Annotated in this window: 16 protein-coding genes; 3 read left to right on the forward strand and 13 right to left on the reverse strand. The window is 72.3% G+C overall.

What is annotated here, in order from left to right; genetic code table 11:
- Positions 1-259: 259 nt before the first annotated feature.
- Positions 260-442, reverse strand: a complete 183-nt coding sequence (locus ACFULQ_RS10810) for a hypothetical protein (RefSeq protein WP_028809711.1) — start codon at positions 440-442, stop codon at positions 260-262.
- A gap of 196 nt (positions 443-638) precedes the next feature.
- Positions 639-914 (reverse strand): hypothetical protein, encoded by a 276-nt coding sequence (locus tag ACFULQ_RS10815; protein WP_381306609.1) that lies wholly within the window; start codon positions 912-914, stop codon positions 639-641.
- Between the two features lie 196 nt (positions 915-1,110).
- On the opposite strand from ACFULQ_RS10815, the gene ACFULQ_RS10820 reads away from it, so the two are divergent.
- Positions 1,111-2,535, forward strand: a complete 1,425-nt coding sequence (locus ACFULQ_RS10820; RefSeq protein WP_383541124.1) for a protein kinase — start codon at positions 1,111-1,113, stop codon at positions 2,533-2,535.
- Between the two features lie 57 nt (positions 2,536-2,592).
- On the opposite strand, the gene ACFULQ_RS10825 is transcribed toward ACFULQ_RS10820, so the two are convergent.
- From ACFULQ_RS10825 to ACFULQ_RS10865, 9 genes are all read right to left on the reverse strand, one after another.
- Positions 2,593-3,411: a TrmH family RNA methyltransferase gene (locus tag ACFULQ_RS10825; protein ID WP_383541127.1), complete on the reverse strand. Its 819-nt coding sequence runs from the start codon at positions 3,409-3,411 to the stop codon at positions 2,593-2,595.
- Positions 3,412-3,475: 64 nt separating this feature from the next.
- Positions 3,476-4,708 (reverse strand): uroporphyrinogen-III C-methyltransferase, encoded by a 1,233-nt coding sequence (gene cobA / locus ACFULQ_RS10830; protein ID WP_383541128.1) that lies wholly within the window; start codon positions 4,706-4,708, stop codon positions 3,476-3,478.
- A gap of 250 nt (positions 4,709-4,958) precedes the next feature.
- Entirely contained in the window at positions 4,959-8,741 is a 3,783-nt protein-coding gene (gene cobT, locus ACFULQ_RS10835; RefSeq protein ID WP_383541130.1) for a nicotinate-nucleotide--dimethylbenzimidazole phosphoribosyltransferase, read from the reverse strand.
- A 366-nt stretch (positions 8,742-9,107) separates the two neighbouring features.
- Positions 9,108-10,319 (reverse strand): precorrin-6y C5,15-methyltransferase (decarboxylating) subunit CbiE, encoded by a 1,212-nt coding sequence (cbiE, locus tag ACFULQ_RS10840; RefSeq protein ID WP_383541133.1) that lies wholly within the window; start codon positions 10,317-10,319, stop codon positions 9,108-9,110.
- A gap of 83 nt (positions 10,320-10,402) precedes the next feature.
- The gene (locus tag ACFULQ_RS10845) at positions 10,403-11,041 is read right to left on the reverse strand and encodes a GNAT family N-acetyltransferase (protein WP_383541135.1); all 639 of its coding nucleotides are present in this window, start codon (positions 11,039-11,041) and stop codon (positions 10,403-10,405) included.
- Between the two features lie 156 nt (positions 11,042-11,197).
- The gene (locus ACFULQ_RS10850) at positions 11,198-12,028 is read right to left on the reverse strand and encodes a MetQ/NlpA family ABC transporter substrate-binding protein (protein WP_383541138.1); all 831 of its coding nucleotides are present in this window, start codon (positions 12,026-12,028) and stop codon (positions 11,198-11,200) included.
- A 67-nt stretch (positions 12,029-12,095) separates the two neighbouring features.
- Positions 12,096-12,821 carry a methionine ABC transporter permease gene (locus tag ACFULQ_RS10855; protein ID WP_062241543.1) on the reverse strand — a complete coding sequence of 242 codons (726 nt, stop codon included), beginning with the start codon at positions 12,819-12,821 and terminating at the stop codon, positions 12,096-12,098.
- Positions 12,818-13,849: a methionine ABC transporter ATP-binding protein gene (locus ACFULQ_RS10860; protein WP_383541139.1), complete on the reverse strand. Its 1,032-nt coding sequence runs from the start codon at positions 13,847-13,849 to the stop codon at positions 12,818-12,820. Before ACFULQ_RS10860 ends, ACFULQ_RS10855 begins: the two co-directional genes overlap by 4 nt.
- A 321-nt stretch (positions 13,850-14,170) precedes the next feature.
- Entirely contained in the window at positions 14,171-14,821 is a 651-nt protein-coding gene (locus ACFULQ_RS10865; protein WP_383541141.1) for an HAD family hydrolase, read from the reverse strand.
- 69 nt (positions 14,822-14,890) lie between these two features.
- Here ACFULQ_RS10865 and ACFULQ_RS10870 point away from each other — a divergent pair, with 69 nt between their 5' ends.
- Entirely contained in the window at positions 14,891-15,250 is a 360-nt protein-coding gene (locus ACFULQ_RS10870) for a hypothetical protein (protein WP_383541144.1), read from the forward strand.
- Complete coding sequence (locus tag ACFULQ_RS10875; RefSeq protein WP_383541147.1) at positions 15,231-15,662, forward strand: hypothetical protein; 432 nt, start codon at positions 15,231-15,233, stop codon at positions 15,660-15,662. The genes ACFULQ_RS10870 and ACFULQ_RS10875 overlap by 20 nt, the downstream gene beginning before the upstream one ends.
- A 67-nt stretch (positions 15,663-15,729) precedes the next feature.
- Here ACFULQ_RS10875 and ACFULQ_RS10880 read toward each other — a convergent pair whose 3' ends face one another.
- Entirely contained in the window at positions 15,730-16,227 is a 498-nt protein-coding gene (locus tag ACFULQ_RS10880) for a GNAT family N-acetyltransferase (RefSeq protein WP_383541150.1), read from the reverse strand.
- Between the two features lie 45 nt (positions 16,228-16,272).
- The gene (locus ACFULQ_RS10885; protein WP_383541153.1) at positions 16,273-16,779 is read right to left on the reverse strand and encodes a sigma-70 family RNA polymerase sigma factor; all 507 of its coding nucleotides are present in this window, start codon (positions 16,777-16,779) and stop codon (positions 16,273-16,275) included.
- Positions 16,780-16,783 lie beyond the last annotated feature (4 nt).

A 16,783-nucleotide genomic window follows, 5' to 3' on the forward strand; every position in this document is an offset into this window, starting at 1 on the left:
CCGAACCGCACGCGCTACACAAGCCCCCACCGAAGACGAGCGGGCCGCCGCAGGCCTCCAGGGGCGCGGGGAACTGCGAAAAAACGCCCGCCCCCACCCACGCCGCACGGCAAACGGCTCAACCCCCGGAGGGCAAAGCAATGCCGGCGCAGCTCCCCAGCTGCGCCGGCATTTTGCCGTCCGCCGCACCCCCGTCCCCACGGGGTTTCATGGGTGGATGTCCCCGCCCGGACCGCTCTTCCGGGCCTGGGGTCGCCGCTCAGCGCCCCAGCATCACTCCCACGGACGACGCCTGTGTGGCCACTGTCTCCCAGCCGTCGAAGACGACGAGGAGCAGGACCGCCAGGGGAAGGGCCATCAGCGTCGCCACCAGCGGGTGACGGCGGCCCGTACGGCGGGGCTGACGTGTGCGGGACAGTGTCCGCGGTGCCGTAAGAGCCATGGTCCCTCTCCTGACCGTTCTGTTGTCGTTGGCAGCGGCGGGTGTCTGACCTCGGGGGACGAGTGCTGCACCCGCCGCTTGACCTCAAATCTAGGCGTCACGGCCCTCTCGCACGTCATGCCCTCGTACCGATTGCCGGGCCTCCCCGAGGATGAGCCACCACCGGTGACGTACTCCCGTGGGTGGAGACGAGGGCCTAGGTCTCCGGGTCTTCCCGGAGGGGTCGCCCGGTCTGTGCCGCTTTCTCCGAGCTGTCCTCACGCGGCACCGGCTGCTCGACCAGCGCCAGCACGCGCGTCGCCATGAAACGGGCCGTCCGCACCACCGAGCCGTTCCGCGTGACTTCGCTCACTTCCACCACGCCTCGGCGTACCGCCGTCTCCACCCGGCGGCCCGCCCTGCTCGCCACCACCTCATATGTGCGCGTCGTGTCACCGGCGTCCACGACTATCTCCACGCGATCACCCTTCACGGGTTCAATCCCCCTTCTGGGACGGGTGGTTGGGATCACATCCGAACCGAAGTCCGCCCGCCCTCCGGCTCCCTGACCACCTCTCAATTCTCCCACCCGGCACTGACAATCCATCGGGACGAGAGGGCGCGGCCTCTGCGCGCGACGGCCCGTCAATACGTAAGCTGTCGCTCGTCACACGGACCGGGCAGCGGGGATGAACATGGCGATGATGCGCCTGAGGCGCGAGGACCCGCGCGTCGTCGGCTCGTTCAGGCTTCACAGACGGCTCGGCGCGGGGGGTATGGGGGTCGTCTACCTGGGCTCCGACCGCAAGGGGCAGCGGGTCGCGCTGAAGGTCATCCGGCCCGATCTCGCCGAGGACCAGGAGTTCCGGTCACGGTTCGCACGCGAGGTCTCCGCGGCCCGGCGGATCCGGGGCGGCTGCACCGCCCGGCTCGTCGCGGCCGATCTGGAAGCGGACCGTCCGTGGTTCGCCACCCAGTACGTGCCCGGGCCCTCCCTGCACGACAAGGTCGCCGACGAGGGTTCCCTCGGCGCGGCCGAGGTCGCCTCCATCGGGGCCGCTCTCTCGGAGGGGCTCGTCGCCGTGCACGAGGCGGGGGTGGTGCACCGCGACCTCAAGCCGTCGAACATCCTCCTCTCCCCCAAGGGCCCCCGGATCATCGACTTCGGCATCGCCTGGGCGACCGGGGCCTCCACCCTGACCCACGTCGGCACCGCCGTGGGCTCCCCCGGCTTCCTCGCGCCGGAGCAGGTGCGCGGGGCCGCGGTGACGCCGGCCACGGACGTGTTCTCGCTCGGCGCGACCCTGGCGTACGCCTCGATGGGTGACTCGCCCTTCGGCCACGGCAGTTCCGAGGTGATGCTGTACCGCGTGGTGCACGAGGAGGCACAGCTGCACGGCGTGCCCGACGCGCTGGCCCCGCTCGTCCGCGCCTGTCTGGCGAAGGACCCCGAGGAGCGGCCGAGCACCCTCCAACTGTCGCTGCGGCTCAAGGAGATCGCGGCCCGCGAGGCCCAGGGTCTGCCCGACCTGCGCCCGCCCGCACCGCGCGCCGCCGAGGCGGACCGGCCCACCGGACGGCTCGCCGACACCTACCCCGACCGGCCCGCGCAGCGCCGCCCGCAGGGGCAGCCGGGCACGCAGGGCAGCCGCGGGGACAGCCCGTCACGTGGTTCCGGCCCGGCGCGCAACGGCGCTCCGCCGCGCGGTGGCGTCCCGTCCCGCGGCGGCAACGGTCCCGTGCGCGGCACCGGCGCCCCCGCCCCCCGCTCCGGCAGCGCCCGGCCCACTCCGGCTGGGCGGAACACCACCCGCTCCGGCAGCGGCAGCCGCCCCGCGCCCCGCAGCGGCACCGGGCGCCCCGCACCGCGGAACACCGGTACCGGACGCAGGCCCGCCAACCCGCGCCTGCTCCGTCAGCGGTTGTTCGTGTTCGTCGTCGTCACGCTGTTCGTGGCGCTCGGCATCGCGGCGGCCCAGGGCTGTGAGGGGCCCTCCCGTGGTCTCGGCGGCGACAGCGGCGTCGTAAGGGAACAGCGGCAGGGGCAGGTGCACGCGCCGCCCCTGCGGACGACGTCGGATCCGCAGCAGCCGGCCGGCGGCGCGACGGACTGACCGCGGCGCGCGGCCGGCCCGGGCTGGCGGCGCACCGTCGGCCGGGGTCGCCCGGGCTCAGGCCTGCGGCCGTCCCGTGGCCACCGCGTAGAACGCGACCGCGGCCGCCGCGCCCACGTTCAGGGAGTCGACGCCGTGGGCCATCGGGATGCGGACCCATTCGTCGGCGGCGACCAGGGCCTGGGTGGTGAGGCCGTCGCCCTCGGCGCCGAGCATCAGGGCGACCCGGTCCATCTTGTGCGGGGCGGCCTCGTCGAGGGTCTTCGCCTTGGCGTCCGGGGTGAGGGCGAGGAGGGTGAAGCCGGCCTCGCGGACCGAGTCCAGGCCCTTGGGCCAGGTGTCGAGACGGGCGTAGGGGACGGAGAAGACCGCGCCCATGGAGACCTTGACGCTACGGCGGTACAGGGGGTCGGCGCAGTCCGGCGAGAGCAGGACCGCGTCCATGCCGAGGGCTGCCGCCGAGCGGAAGATCGCGCCGATGTTGGTGTGGTCGTTGACGGACTCCATGACCACCACGCGACGGGCGCTCTGGAGCAACTCGGCCGCCGTGGGCAGCGGTTTGCGCTGCATGGAGGCGAGCGCGCCGCGGTGCACGTGGTAACCGGTGACCTGTTCGGCGAGCTCGGGGCTCACGGCGTAGACGGGGGCGGGCAGTTCGTCGATGACGTCCCGCATGACGTCGACCCACTTGGCGGACAGCAGCATGGAGCGCATCTCGTAGCCCGCGTCCTTGGCCCGGCGGATGACCTTCTCGCCCTCGGCGATGAACAGGCCCTCGGCGGGTTCGCGTTTGCGGCGCAGTTCGACGTCGGTCAGGCCCGTGTAGTCGTGCAGGCGCGGGTCGTCGGGGTCCTCGACGGTGATGAGATCGGCCACAGGGTGATACTGCCTTGTCCTGGAAGCGGTGCCAACGGCTGGGAACGAGTTGTGTTACCCCGGGTTACGCCGACGGCTGGAGTCCTACGGCGACGACCTCGCCGACGACGATGACGGCCGGGGGCTTCACGTCCTCGGCGACGACCACCTCGCCGACCGTCGCCAGGGTGGCGTCGACCCGGCGCTGAGCGGCCGTCGTCCCCTCCTGGACCAGGGCGACCGGGGTGTCCGGCGACTTGCCGTGGGCCACCAGGGTCTCGGCGATACGGCCGATCTTGTCGACGCCCATGAGGATGACCAGCGTGCCGGTGAGCCGGGCGAGCGCGGGCCAGTCGACCAGGGAGCGCTCGTCGTCGGGGGCGACATGGCCGCTGACGACGGTGAACTCGTGGGCGACCCCGCGATGGGTGACCGGGATGCCGGCCGCGCCCGGGACCGAGATCGAGCTGGAGATGCCGGGGACGACGGTGCAGGGGATGCCGGCCTCGGCGAGGGCGTGCAGCTCCTCCATGCCACGGCCGAAGACGTAGGGGTCGCCGCCCTTCAGCCGTACGACCGACTTGCCCTGCTTGGCGTGCTCGATCAGGGCGTTGTTGATGGCCTCCTGGGCCATGAAACGGCCGTAGGGGATCTTCGCCGCGTCGATCACCTCGACATGCGCCGGGAGCTCGGCGAGGAGGTCGCGGGGGCCGAGGCGGTCGGCGATGACGACGTCGGCCTCGGCGAGCAGGCGCCGGCCGCGGACCGTGATCAGGTCGGGGTCGCCGGGGCCGCCGCCGACCAGGGCGACGCCGGGGGTGCGGGTGCGGTAGTGGGGGGCGACGAGGGTGCCGTCGCGCAGGCCCTCGACGACCGCGTCCCGGACGGCGGCGGTGTGGCGGGGGTCGCGGCCCTTGGCGTTGGTGGTCAGGACGGCGACCGTGACGCCCTCGCTGTGGCCGGTGGCCGGGGTCCAGGCGGTGGCCTGGTCGGCGTCGTCGGAGCGGACGCACCAGACGCGGTGCCGCTCCGCTTCGGCGGAGGCGCGGGTGTTGGCCTCGGGGTCGCTGGTGGCGATGAGGGAGTACCAGGCGTCTTCGAGGTCGCCTTCCCGGTACGGCCGCCTCTCCCAGGTGATCTCGCCCGCGTCCGCCATCGCCTCCACGGAGGGGGTCGCGGCAGGGGACACGAGGAGGACGTCCGCGCCCGCCGCGATCAGGGCCGGGAGGCGGCGCTGGGCCACCTGGCCGCCGCCGAGGACGACGACTTTGCGGCCGGTGAGGCGGAGGCCTACGGGGTAGGCGGGGTTCTCGGCCATGAGGGGCGGCTCCTCTGGTACGGCGGTGCAGTGGCCCTGACGTGCGGATTTTACGGGGCGGGCGGGGAGGACGGCTCGGGTGTCCGGTGGCTGGGCTTCGGGGCCGGGGGCGGGTGCGTGGGTCCGTGCCCACCCGTCCCGCCCTGCCGGACGACTGCCCACGGACCCACGAGCGCGAGGAAAAGGACGCGGAATGCCCACGTGCGAAGGGGACCCGGAGACAGAACGCCCCCGAGTCCCCCCAGAAGTCCTACTTCTCGGTCACCCCTGCGGAATCGAAGGTCGCCACCTCGTGCATCGCCCTCGCCGTGCTCTGGACCAGCGGGAGGGCCAGCAGGGCGCCCGTGCCCTCGCCCAGGCGGAGGTCGAGGTCGACCAGGGGGCGCAGGCCGAGCTTGTTCAGGGCGGCGACATGGCCGGGTTCCGCGCTGCGGTGGCCCGCGATGCAGGCCGCGAGGACCTCCGGGGCGATCGCGCGGGCCACCAGGGCGGCGGCTCCGGCGCTGACGCCGTCGAGGATGACCGGGGTGCGCAGCGAGGCACCGCCCAGCAACAGGCCGACCATCGCCGCGTGTTCGAAGCCGCCGATCGCCGCGAGCACGCCGATCGGGTCGGCGGGGTCCGGCTGGTGGAGCTCGATCGCGCGCCGGACGACCTCGGTCTTGCGGGCCAGGGTCTCGTCGTTGATACCGGTGCCGCGGCCGGTGACCTCGGCGGGGTCGGTGCCCGTGAAGACGGAGATCAGGGCGGCGGACGCGGTGGTGTTCGCGATGCCCATCTCGCCCGTGAGCAGGGCCTTGTTGCCGGCCGCGACCAGGTCGCGGGCGGTCTCGATGCCCACCTCGATGGCCTGCTTGGCCTCCTCGCGGGTCATCGCGGGGCCGGTGGTCATGTCGGACGTGCCGGCCCGGATCTTGCGGGGCAACAGGCCGGGGGTGGCGGGGAGTTCGGACGCCACGCCGACGTCGACCACGCACACCTCGGCGCCCACCTGGCCGGCGAAGGCGTTGCAGACCGCGCCGCCGCCGAGGAAGTTGGCGACCATCTGGGCCGTCACCTCCTGCGGCCAGGGGGTGACGCCCTGGGCGTGCACACCGTGGTCGCCGGCGAAGATCGCGACGGCCGCGGGCTCCGGGATCGGCGGCGGGCACTGGCGCGAAAGCCCGGACAGCTGGGCGGAGATGATCTCCAGCATGCCGAGCGCGCCGGCCGGCTTGGTCATCCGCTTCTGCCGCTCCCAGGCCTCGCCGAGCGCCTTGGCGTCCAGCGGGCGGATCTGGGCGACGGTCTCGCCGAGCAGGTCGTGCGGCTCCTCGCCGGGCAGGGCGCGGCGGCCGTACGTCTCCTCGTGCACCACCCAGGACAGCGGGCGGCGCTTGGACCAGCCGGCCTGCATCAGCTCGGGCTCGTCAGGGAACTCGTCGACGTAACCCACGCACAGGTAGGCGATGACTTCGAGGTGCTCGGGCAGGCCGAGCGCGCGGACCATCTCGCGCTCGTCGAAGAAGCTGACCCAGCCGACGCCGAGGCCCTCGGCGCGGGCGGCGAGCCAGAGGTTCTCGACGGCGAGGGCGGCGGAGTACGGGGCCATCTGCGGCTGGGTGTGCCGGCCGAGGGTGTGGCGGCCGCCGCGGGTGGGGTCGGCGGTGACGACGATGTTCACCGGGGTGTCGAGGATGGCCTCGATCTTCAGTTCCTTGAACTGCTTGGCCCGGCCCTTGGGCAGCGACTTGGCGTACGCGTCGCGCTGGCGCTGGGCCAGTTCGTGCATCGCGCCGCGCGTCTCGGCGGAGCGGATGACCACGAAGTCCCAGGGCTGCGAGTGGCCCACGGAGGGCGCGGTGTGGGCGGCCTCCAGGACGCGGAGCAGCACCTCGTGCGGGATCGGGTCGCTGCGGAAGCCGTTGCGGATGTCCCGGCGCTCCCGCATGACCTTGAGCACGGCCTCGCGCTCGGCGTCGTCGTAGGCGGGCGCGGCGGGGCCCGTGGACTGTCGTGCTTCTGCCACGGGGGCCGTGCTCACTTCTTCCGGTGCCTGCTGGTCTTCCTGGTCGGCCGCCCTGGTGTCCAGGTCGTCCGCCTGCTGTACGAGTTCGGTGTCGCCGTCCGCCTCCCGCGGGCCCGGGACCACCGGCTGCTCCTCGGGGAGCGACAGGGGGTGGGGCGGGGTCGGCGCGAGGTGCGGGGTGGTGGGCACCGAACCGTCCACCGGCACGAACTCCCCGAGCGGCTGGCCCGGTCGGGGCTCCATGGGCACCGCGCTGGGCAGCACTCCGGGGGCCTCGGCGGCACCGGGCACCGCGAACTGGGGCTGCGCGTCGGCGACTTCCTCGGCGGGGGCCGGGGGCACCGGGTCGATCGGCTGTACGTCGGCCTCGGCCGCGATCGCCTCCGGTGCGTCCTGGACGGGGGCGGTGGACGGGTCGAGGACGGGGCCCTGCGGGGCGGGCTGGTCGAGGTGGGGGGCCTGCGGGGCCTCGACGGGCTGACCTGCCTGGGCGGGCTCCGGGAACTGCTCCGGGGTCGCCTCGGTGAGGGACGGTTCGGGGGCGGTGGTGGGCTCGGGCGCCTCGACGACAGGGGCGGGGGTGGCGGGGTGCGTCGCCTGCGCGGCGGGCTCGGGCTCGGCGGGCTCCGGGAGGGTTACGGCCTCGGAGGCGTCCGGGGCGGTCGCGGGGGCCGGGTCCTCGACGGGAAGTGCGGCTTCCGGAGCGGCTGTTTCCGGCGCCGTGGCGGCTTCCTCGACGAGTGCCACGGGTTCCGGAGCCGTGACCTCCTGCTGGAAAGCGTCCGCTTCCGGAACCACCGGCTCCTCGACAACGGGGGCTTCCGGCGCGACGGTGTCCGGTGCGGCGGGGAGTTCCGCAGCGGCGGCGGCCTCCGGAGCGGCAATGTCCTCCCGGGCAGCGTCGGTCTCCGCAGGGACTTCCGCTTCCGGCACGGCGACAGCCTCTGGCAGGGCGTCAGCCTCCGGCACGACAGCCTGCGGGGCGGCTTCGGTCGCCGCTTCCGGTCCATCCGTGGCCGGCTCGGCCTCGGCGGTCTCCTCGTCCGGCGCGACGGACTGGGGCGCGGGCTCGGCGACCTCGTCGACCTGCACGCCCTCGACCACCGGCTCGGCGCCGGCGGCGCCCTCCGCTTCGGCGAGTTCCGTCACCCCCTCGGCAGCCGGACCCTGCGTCTGGTCGGGCAGGAATCCATCAGTCGCCACCGGGTCGGCACCGGGGCCCCCATGGCCCCCGTCCTCGCCCAGGACCGGAGCCGCGTCGGCGCTCACGGTCTGCGTCCCGTCCGACCCGAGTTCGGCCGCCGCGCCCGGCTCCGTGACCGGCGACCCTTCCGGGGCCTCCTCGTGCATGGCCTCCGGGACGGCGACCGCGGGAGCCGGCTCCTGCGGTGCGTACCCGACCGCGCCCGCCTCGGACGCCAGCCGAGCCACCGCCGCCTGCGCCGCACCGACCGGCTCGGGAGCCGGGGCCGGGGCGGGAGCCGGAGCTGGAACAACCGTTTCGGCAGCCGGGGCCGCCGTGCTCACCGGCGTCTGGACGGCGGCCGGTGCGCCCCACGGCACCGCGCCCTGCGGCTGCGGGGCCTCGAAGTACTCGGGACCGGCCGCGACCGGCTGCCGTACCGGCGCGCCTGCGGGGCCGCGGTCGGCCAGGGAGCGGACCGGGCTCGCGGAGGCGTCGGGGATCGGCGGGCCGAGGTGCAGCGGCCGACGGGGGGTGATGGGCGGGATCGGCACCGAGGGAGCCTGCGGCGGAGTGCGGACGGCGCTCAGATCGTGCGCCCCGCTGTCGCGGCCGGCCATCTCGTGCGGTCCCGGTTCGTGGACGGTCTCGACGACCGGCTCGGGCGCGGGCGGAGCGACCTCGTTGCCCCAGGGGCTCTGGGCGCCCGGCAGCAGCAACAGGTCTTCGTCCTCGGCGGCGGTCTCGGAGAGGTAGGTGTACGCACCCGGGACGCCCGGCTGTTCCACCATGCCTGCGTTCTCCGGCAGTCCCTCGCCCGGAACCTGGCCGGTGTCGGTCATGCGTACCCCTCGCCCATCGGTTAGTGCTTCTACGACCAGCTCACCGGGGACGGCGCACCGACCGCCCCCGCAGTGAAGAACGAGCGTGCGTGCCCAGCGGCACGAACGGCCCGCCGAGAAAGACGACAAAGCCATTAACTGGCATTGTCGCGGCCGTTCCCCCGTCGCGACAGCTTGATCCGCGACGACCCGCTGTGGACTGCGCCACGTTGCGCGTCCTCCGGTTGTGGCGTACCACACCCACCCCAAAACGGGCGCGCTTTCCGGACATTGACGAACGAATGCCGGGCCACGCGGTGCGGTACAACGGTCGGCCAGCCTACCGCGCGCAGTACGACAACAGGATCACGGGGACGGCGAACCGGGTCAGACCGTACGGTCCGGAAGAACCGCGCTGAGCAGGAACGCGACGCTCCGTTCCGTCTCCGTCCAGGCCCGGGTGTCGAGTTCGACGGACTGGAGGAGGGCGCACTCGACGCGGTAGCCGTGCTCGGTGAGGTCCCGGCCGACGAGTTCGGCCTCGTCGCGGGTGGCCGCGTGGGCGACGATGCGCTGCGGGCGGCGGTCGGCGACCGCGGAGACCACGGCCACTCCCCCGCCGCCGACCCGGACGACGTCCGGTTCGGGGAGGTTCTCCAGGACGTGCGGGGCGGTGCCGGCCACGATCTGCACCTGGAGTCCGAAGGCGCGCGCGTTGGCCTCGGTGCGCTCACAGGCCCTCAGGTCGCGGTCCACGGCGATGACGGCGGCCCCGGCCCGGGCGGCCTCGGTGGCGAAGGCGCCGCTGCCGCAGCCGATGTCCCACACCAGGTCGCCGACGCGCGGTCCGAGGCGGGTGAGTTGGGCCGCGCGCAGCGGTTCCAGTTCGCCTTCGCCCATGAGGCCGCCGTAGGCCTCGGCGGGCAGCGTCCAGCCGCGCGGTGCGGCGGCCGGGTCGCGGCCGGCGATCCAGCCGCCGCTCTCCGTGGTGGCCGCGGTGCCGCCGATGACGATGACGAGGTTGGGGTCGCGCCAGGTGTGGTCGGCGGCCTTGTCGGAGGTGACGACGGTGACCTGTTCGCGGTCGGTGCCGAGTTCCTCGCAGATGACGAAGGTGCGGTGGACGCCCTCCATCAGCAGGCCGAGCTCGGCGGGGCCGGCGCCGGGTGAGGTGAGGACGGCGACCTTGGTGTGGGCCCGGCACACGTTCACCGCGCGTCGCAGGGTGCGGCGGTGTGCGACGACCACCTGGGCGTCGTCCCAGGGCATCCCGGCGCGGGCGAAGGCGGCGGCGACCGAGGAGACCCCGGGGACGACCTCGACCTCCAGGCCGAACTCGGGTGCGCGCAGGGTCCGTACGACGCCGAAGAACCCGGGGTCGCCGTCGGCCAGCACGACCGCGGTGCCGCGGTGGCCGGTGATGCGGCGGGCGGCGAGGGCGACGCTGCCGAGGCGGATGCGTTCGGCGGTGGGCGGCACCTCGGGGAGTGCCAGGTGGTGGGCGGCGCCCGCCACGAGGGTGGCCGCGCCGAGGGCGGAGCGTGCCGCGGCGGTCAGCGGCGAGCCGTCCCAGCCGATCACCGTGACCCGGTCGGCCATCGTGTCTCAGTCTCCAGAAGTGTGCGCAGGTGGTCGTCGGGAGGTTACCCGGTCGGACGGTGAAGCGTTTTCGCCGAACTCGGTCAGTTCCAGTCCGAGTAGGGCGTGAAGCCGTCCGCGTCGGCCAGCTGCTCGCCCGCGCCGTCGAGGTCCTCGGGCAGCAGGCTCCACACGATGAAGTCGGTGCGGACGTCGCTCCAGGTGCCGTCCTCGGCGCGGACGTGCGCTATGCAGGCGCCCCGCAGGACACCCTCGCTGATACAGCCGATCTTCTGGGCGACCTGCTGGGAGGCGGTGTTGTCGGCCGCCGTGCGCAGCTCGATCCGCTCGAACTTCTGGTCGGTGAACAGCCACTGGGCGGTGGCGAGCGCGGCCTCGGAGGCGTAGCCCTCGCCGCGGGCCCAGGGGGCGATGATGTACGACAGCTCGGTGGAGCGGACGTGCCAGTCGGTCTTCGCGAGCTGGACGACGCCGACCAGGCGCTGGGTGAGGAACTCGGTGACGGCGAGATCGAGTCCGCGGCCGGCCTCCCGCTCGCCCGGCGCGTAGCGGGTGATCCAGCCGCGCGCCTGGTCCTCGGTGTAGGGCTGGGGGACGTCGGTCCACGCCCCGACCTGCTCGTCGTTCATCATCTCGGCCAGCGCGGGCACGTCGTCCTCGTCCAGGGGGCGCAGCACCAACCGCTCCGTGTTGATGGAGATGTTGGGGAAGGTGCCAGTCATGCGCCACTCCGTAACCGTGGGAGAACCTCAGGGCCTGCTGAACTGCCCAGCATGCAGCATGAAAGCACCGCACCGCATCACGGGGCCCACACATGGTGAGCGAGTGGACCCCGTGGGTGGCGATACGTCGTATACGCGCCAGTGGCCCTACGGCGCTCAGAAGGACGCGATGACCGATCCGGCGTACTTGTCCTCGATGAACTTCTTGACCTCGGGGGAGGTGAGGAGCTTGGCGAGCTTCTTCACGCGCGGGTCGTCCTCGTTGCCTTCCTTCACCGCGAGGAAGTTGCCGTAGGGGTTGTTCTCGGCGGACTCCAGGACGAGGGCGTCCTTCGCGGGCTTGAGGTCGGCCTCGATGGCGTAGTTGCCGTTGACGACCGCGGCGTCGACGTCGTCGAGGGAGCGCGGGGTCTGGGCCGCCTCCAGCTCCTTGAACTTGAGGTTCTTCGGGTTCTTGGTGATGTCGGAGGGGGTCGCCTCGTTGCCCACGCCGTCCTTGAGGGTGATCAGGCCGTTGGCGGCGAGCAGCTTGAGGGCGCGCGCCTCGTTCACGCTGTCGTTGGGGACGGCGATCGTCGCACCGCTCTTGAGGGCGTCGGCGCTCTTGACCTTGTGGGAGTAGAGGCCGAGCGGCTCCAGGTGGACCGTGACGACGGGCGCGATGTGGGTGCCGCGCTTCTTGTTGAAGTCGTCGAGGTACGGCTGGTTCTGGAAGTAGTTGGCGTCGACCGAGCCGTCCTCGGTGGCCGTGTTGGGGGTCACGTAGTCCGTGAACTCCTTGACCTCCAGGTCGAGGCCCGCCTTCTTCGCCAGGTTCTCCTTGACGTAGTTCAGGATCTCGGCGTGCGGGGTGGGGCTGGCGGCGACGACCAGGGGTCCGCTGGTGTCCGAGGCGGAGTCCGAGTCGGACGAACCGCAGGCGCTGAGCCCGAGGGTGAGGGCTCCGGCGGCGAGGGCGGCAGTGGTGAACTTTACGGTGTTACGCACGAAAAGTGCCTTTCCTTGTGGGTACAGCGATCCCGTGATGGGGTGCACGGGAAGAACAGGGGGTGGCTCAGACGGTCTTCGTGTCCGCCGTGGCCGCCTTCAGCAGCCGCAGCTTCGGCGCCGGACCGGAGCGTCCGCCGCGGCGGTGCAGCGAGCGGGCCGCGTAGTCGCCGGCGAACTGGATGAGCGAGATGACGACGGCGAGGATCGCGACCGTGATCCACATGAGCTGGGTCTCGAAGCGCTGGTAGCCGTAGCGGATGGCGATGTCGCCGAGGCCGCCGGCGCCGACCGTGCCGGCCATCGCGGAGTAGCCGATCAACGCCACGATCGTGGTCGTGGTGCTGGCGATCAGCGAGGGCAGCGCCTCCGGGACGAGGACCTTGCGGACGATGGTCCAGGTGTTGCCGCCCATCGACTGCACGGCCTCCACGAGCCCGCCGTCCACTTCGCGGACAGCCGTCTCGACGAGGCGCGCGAAGAACGGGATGGCTCCGATGGCGAGCGGCACGATGGCGGCCTCGCGGCCGATGGTCGTGCCGGTGATCGAGCGGGTGAAGCCCATCAGCGCGACCATCAGGATGATGAACGGCATCGAGCGGGCGACGTTCACCACCTGCCCGATGACCTTGTTGGCGACGACGTTCTGAAGGAGCCCGCCGCGGTCGGTGAGGACCAGGAGCACACCGAGCGGAAGGCCGCCCACGACGGCGATGACCGTGGACCAGCCCACCATGTAGAGGGTGTCCCAACACGCCTGCTCCAGCAGGGGCTGCATCTCGGACCAGGTCACTTGGCACCTTCCTTCACCAGCTGGGGCTCACCGACGACGTCGATCTGGAGGCCCTGCTCGCGCAGGAAGCCGACCGGCACGACGTTGTCCTCGTAGCGGCCGGGCAGTTCGATGCGCATCCGGCCGACCTGGAGGCCGCCGACGGTGTCGATGGCCGCGCCGAGGATCGAGATATCGATGTTGTAGGTGCGGGACAGCTGGGAGATGACGGGCTGGGTGGCCGCCTCGCCCTGGAAGGTGACGTCGAGGACGGTCCGGTCCTCGCCGGTGGCCTCGCCGCCGACGGGGAAGAGCGCGGAGGCGAGTTCGGACCCGGGCGTGGCGAGCAGTTCGCTCACCGTCCCCGACTCGACGATGCGCCCGTGCTCCATCAGGGCGGCCGAGTCGCAGATCGACTTCACGACGTCCATCTCGTGGGTGATGAGCAGCACGGTGAGCCCCAACTGCCGGTTCAGGTCGCGCAGCAGCTGGAGGATGGAGCGGGTGGTCTCCGGGTCGAGGGCGCTGGTGGCCTCGTCGGACAGCAGCACCTTGGGGTCCCCGGCGAGGGCGCGGGCGATGCCGACGCGCTGCTTCTGACCGCCGGAGAGCTGGGCGGGGTAGGCCTTGGCCTTGTCGGCGAGCCCGACGAGGTCCAGCAGCTCCAGCGCCTTGCGGGAGCGCTCCTTGCCGGACTTGCCGAGGATCTCGAGCGGCAGCTCGACGTTGTCCTGGACGGTCCGGGTGGACAGCAGGTTGAAGTGCTGGAAGACCATGCCGATACGGCTGCGCGCCTGCCGCAGCTCCCTGCCCGCGCGCGGTCCGCGGCCGGCGAGGGCGGTGAGGTCCCGTCCGTCGACGGTCACGGTGCCGGCGGTGGGGCGCTCCAGCAGGTTGACGCAGCGGATGAGCGAGGACTTGCCGGCGCCGGACTGGCCGATGACGCCGTACACCTCGCCTTCGCGGACATGGAGATCGACGCCGTCCAGGGCGGTGACCTCACGGCCGCGCGAGCGGTAGACCTTCGTGAGGCCTGATGTCGTGATCACTGGGGTTCCATCACTGTCGAGTAGCGCAGGGCGTGGGTGTGCCCTGGTACGGGAGGGAAGTCGTGCGCGGGCACCTGGGTCGCGTACGGGATGTCACGGCGTACGGACGTGCCGGGGCGGCTCGCTTCGGGGCGCGAGGCTCACAGGGGTGGTGCGGGGGCCCTCTAACAGGAGCGCATTCGACACATACAACGAGCACCGGGCGTCAGGGTCGCCTCGGTCGCAAGGGTGCGGCAGCTCGTCGTGGTCATGCGATCAGTAAAGCAGAAGTACGGTCCTGACAAAGTGCCGCTGTCCATATCCTGGACAGCGGCGGACAGGTCAGTGGCGCTGGGCGATCTCCACACCCTCGGGAGTGACCAGCGCGGACAGGGCCGACAGGTTCTCGACCACGAGATCGGCGTCCAGCTCGTGGGACGCGTGCGTTGTGGTCAACGCCACGGTGGTCATCCCGGCGGCGCGGCCCGCGCGCAGGCCCGCGGGGGCGTCCTCGAGGACGACACAGCGGGCCGGGTCCACGCCGAGCTCCCTGGCGGCGAGCAGATACGGCTCGGGGTCGGGCTTGCCGCGGGTGACGTCGTCGGCCGCGACCAGCGTCTTGGGGAGGATGCCGACGGCTTCGAGACGGGCCTCGGCGAGCCGGCGGGTGGCGGAGGTGACGACGGCCCAGCGGTGCGCGGGCAGGACGTCGAGGAGGTCCCTGGTCCCGGGGAGCAGCTGGACTCCGCCGTTGGGCACGTCCTCCACCTCCAGCTGCTCGATCCGCGCGAGGGCTTGCGGTACGACATCGGCCGGCAGCAGGTCGGCGGCTATCTCGACGGCCGGGCGCCCGTGCAGTTCGACCCGGGCGAAGGCCTCGGGGGTGATGCCGAACTCCCCGGCCCAGCGTGTCCAGCAGCGGTGGACGGATTCGAGGGAGGAGACGAGGGTGCCGTCGTTGTCGAACAGGAGGGCTTCGGCATGGATCTTCATGGCCTCGACCCTACGGTGCCGGGCGGGGGCGGCCGCATCAGGCCTTTTGGCCCGTAATAGGCTCGCCGCATGTTTGATGCCCTGACGCTGGTGACCGGCGTCGCCGCGCTGCTGCTGGCCGCCTGGTGCGGTTGGGCCGCGTACCGAGATCAGCCGACCAAGGACTGGCACTTCATCGGGATGGCCGTGGTGTCGGTGCTGGCGCTGGTGCAGCTGGTGATCGGGATCGTGCAGCTCGCGCGGGGCGAGAAGCCGGAGCAGGGCACGACGATCTTCGTCGCCTATCTGCTGGGGGCGTTCGCGTGTGTGCCGGCGGCGGGGTTCATGTCGCTCGCGGAGCGGACGCGGTGGGGGTCGGTGACGGTTGCCGCCGGCGGGGTGGTGCTGGCCGTTCTGGAGGTGCGGCTCTATGACATCTGGGGAGGCTGAGGTGACTCGGCGGCGGCGCTTGGCCAGCGGGCCGGGGACGCTTCTCGTGTGGCTGTACGGCGTGATGGTCGTCGGAGCGGTGTCGAGGTCGGCGTACCAGATCTCCACCGAGTTCGACCGGGCGCCGCTGGCGTATTCGCTGTCCGCGGTGGCAGGTGTCGTGTACGGGTTCATCACGTACACGCTGGTGCGGGGCGGAGAGACGGCTCGCAAGGTGGCGCTCGCGTGCTGCATCGCGGAGCTGGTGGGTGTACTGACCGTCGGCACGTGGACATTGATCGAACCGTCCGCGTTTCCGGATGCCACCGTGTGGTCGGACTTCGGGATGGGTTATTTGTTCATTCCCGTGCTGCTGCCGCTTTCCGCCATTTACTGGTTGCGGAAGGGTGCGCCCACGGGGGATGCCGCCTGAGGTTCGTCGGGCGGCATCCGGTCGCATGTGGCTGGTCGCGCAGTTCCCCGCGCCCCTGGGTGGGTAATCAGGCCGTCGCCGCGTATGTTCCCGCCGGCTTCTCCAGGACGATCATCGGGACTCCGTCCTCGCCCTCCGACGTGCCGACCGTCTGGTAGCCGACCTTGCGGTAGAGGCGGAGGTTGCCCTCGCTGCGGTGGCCGGTGTGGAGGCGGAAGCTCGTGGCTCCGCGCTCGTCCGCCAGGGCCGCTTCCGCCGCCCGCAGGAGCCTCGCGCCGATGCCGTGGCCCTGGAGGCGGGGGTGGACGCAGAGTTTGCCGATGGCGGCCGAGCCGTCCTCGGTGACACGGCCGCGGACCGAGCCGACCACTTCCTCGCCCAGGCGGGCCACGAAGACGCAGTCCGAGACCACCTCCGCGCGGACCGAGTCCAGGGTCTGGACGAGCGGATCGATGCGGTAGTTGCCGTACAGCGCCGCCTCACTCTGGAAGCACAGGTACTGCAGCCTGAAGATCTGCTCCGCGTCCTGCTCGGCCGCCGCAGAGATGGTCACGCTCATGCCCATGTGCGCACGCCTCCCGCTCACCTGATCGCCTGTTGTCCCCCACTCCTATCCCCGCCCCCGGCGTGCCGCAACCTCCGGTGTGAGCAATCTGCGAAGACATCCCAGGCATCTGGAACGTTCCGGACCGAGACTGCCCTGTGAGATACCCAACTCCCCCGCGATCTCCCGGTACGTGAGGTCCTTCGGGGAGAGCAGGGCGGCCATGAGGGAGGGGCAGCGGCCGGGCAGCCGGCGGACCGCGTCATGGACGGCCCTGCGGCGGGCCGCGGCCAAGGTGAGCTGCTCGGGGGTGTGGGCGTCGTCGGCCGCGGGCTCGGTGGCGTAGGGCCGTTCCAGGCGGGTCGTACGACGGCTGCGGCGGGACTCGGAGCGGACGGCCCGGCGGAGCCAGCCGGGCGGGTCCAGCGGCGGCCCCTGGGTCTTCAGGTGTTCCAGGAGGCGGAGCCAGACCGCCTGCTCCAGGTCGCCGGGTTCGGTACCGGTGGCATGTGCCTCCGCGGACGCCTCGGCGGTGAGCAGCGGGCGCAGGGTGGTGACCAACTCGTGCGTCATATGC

This window comes from Streptomyces sp. NPDC057253 (genome assembly GCF_042669125.1).
In the GTDB taxonomy this organism is placed as follows: domain Bacteria; phylum Actinomycetota; class Actinomycetes; order Streptomycetales; family Streptomycetaceae; genus Streptomyces.

Coding starts and splice junctions, on each gene's coding strand:
- ACFULQ_RS10810 (WP_028809711.1), bottom strand. CDS start 442: ATGGCTCTTACGGCACCGCGGACACTGTCCCGCACACGTCAGCCCCGC.
- ACFULQ_RS10820 (WP_383541124.1), top strand. CDS start 1,111: ATGAACATGGCGATGATGCGCCTGAGGCGCGAGGACCCGCGCGTCGTC.
- cobA (WP_383541128.1), bottom strand. CDS start 4,708: ATGGCCGAGAACCCCGCCTACCCCGTAGGCCTCCGCCTCACCGGCCGC.
- cobT (WP_383541130.1), bottom strand. CDS start 8,741: ATGACCGACACCGGCCAGGTTCCGGGCGAGGGACTGCCGGAGAACGCA.
- cbiE (WP_383541133.1), bottom strand. CDS start 10,319: ATGGCCGACCGGGTCACGGTGATCGGCTGGGACGGCTCGCCGCTGACC.
- ACFULQ_RS10845 (WP_383541135.1), bottom strand. CDS start 11,041: ATGACTGGCACCTTCCCCAACATCTCCATCAACACGGAGCGGTTGGTG.
- ACFULQ_RS10865 (WP_383541141.1), bottom strand. CDS start 14,821: ATGAAGATCCATGCCGAAGCCCTCCTGTTCGACAACGACGGCACCCTC.
- ACFULQ_RS10870 (WP_383541144.1), top strand. CDS start 14,891: ATGTTTGATGCCCTGACGCTGGTGACCGGCGTCGCCGCGCTGCTGCTG.
- ACFULQ_RS10875 (WP_383541147.1), top strand. CDS start 15,231: ATGACATCTGGGGAGGCTGAGGTGACTCGGCGGCGGCGCTTGGCCAGC.
- ACFULQ_RS10880 (WP_383541150.1), bottom strand. CDS start 16,227: ATGGGCATGAGCGTGACCATCTCTGCGGCGGCCGAGCAGGACGCGGAG.
- ACFULQ_RS10885 (WP_383541153.1), bottom strand. CDS start 16,779: ATGACGCACGAGTTGGTCACCACCCTGCGCCCGCTGCTCACCGCCGAG.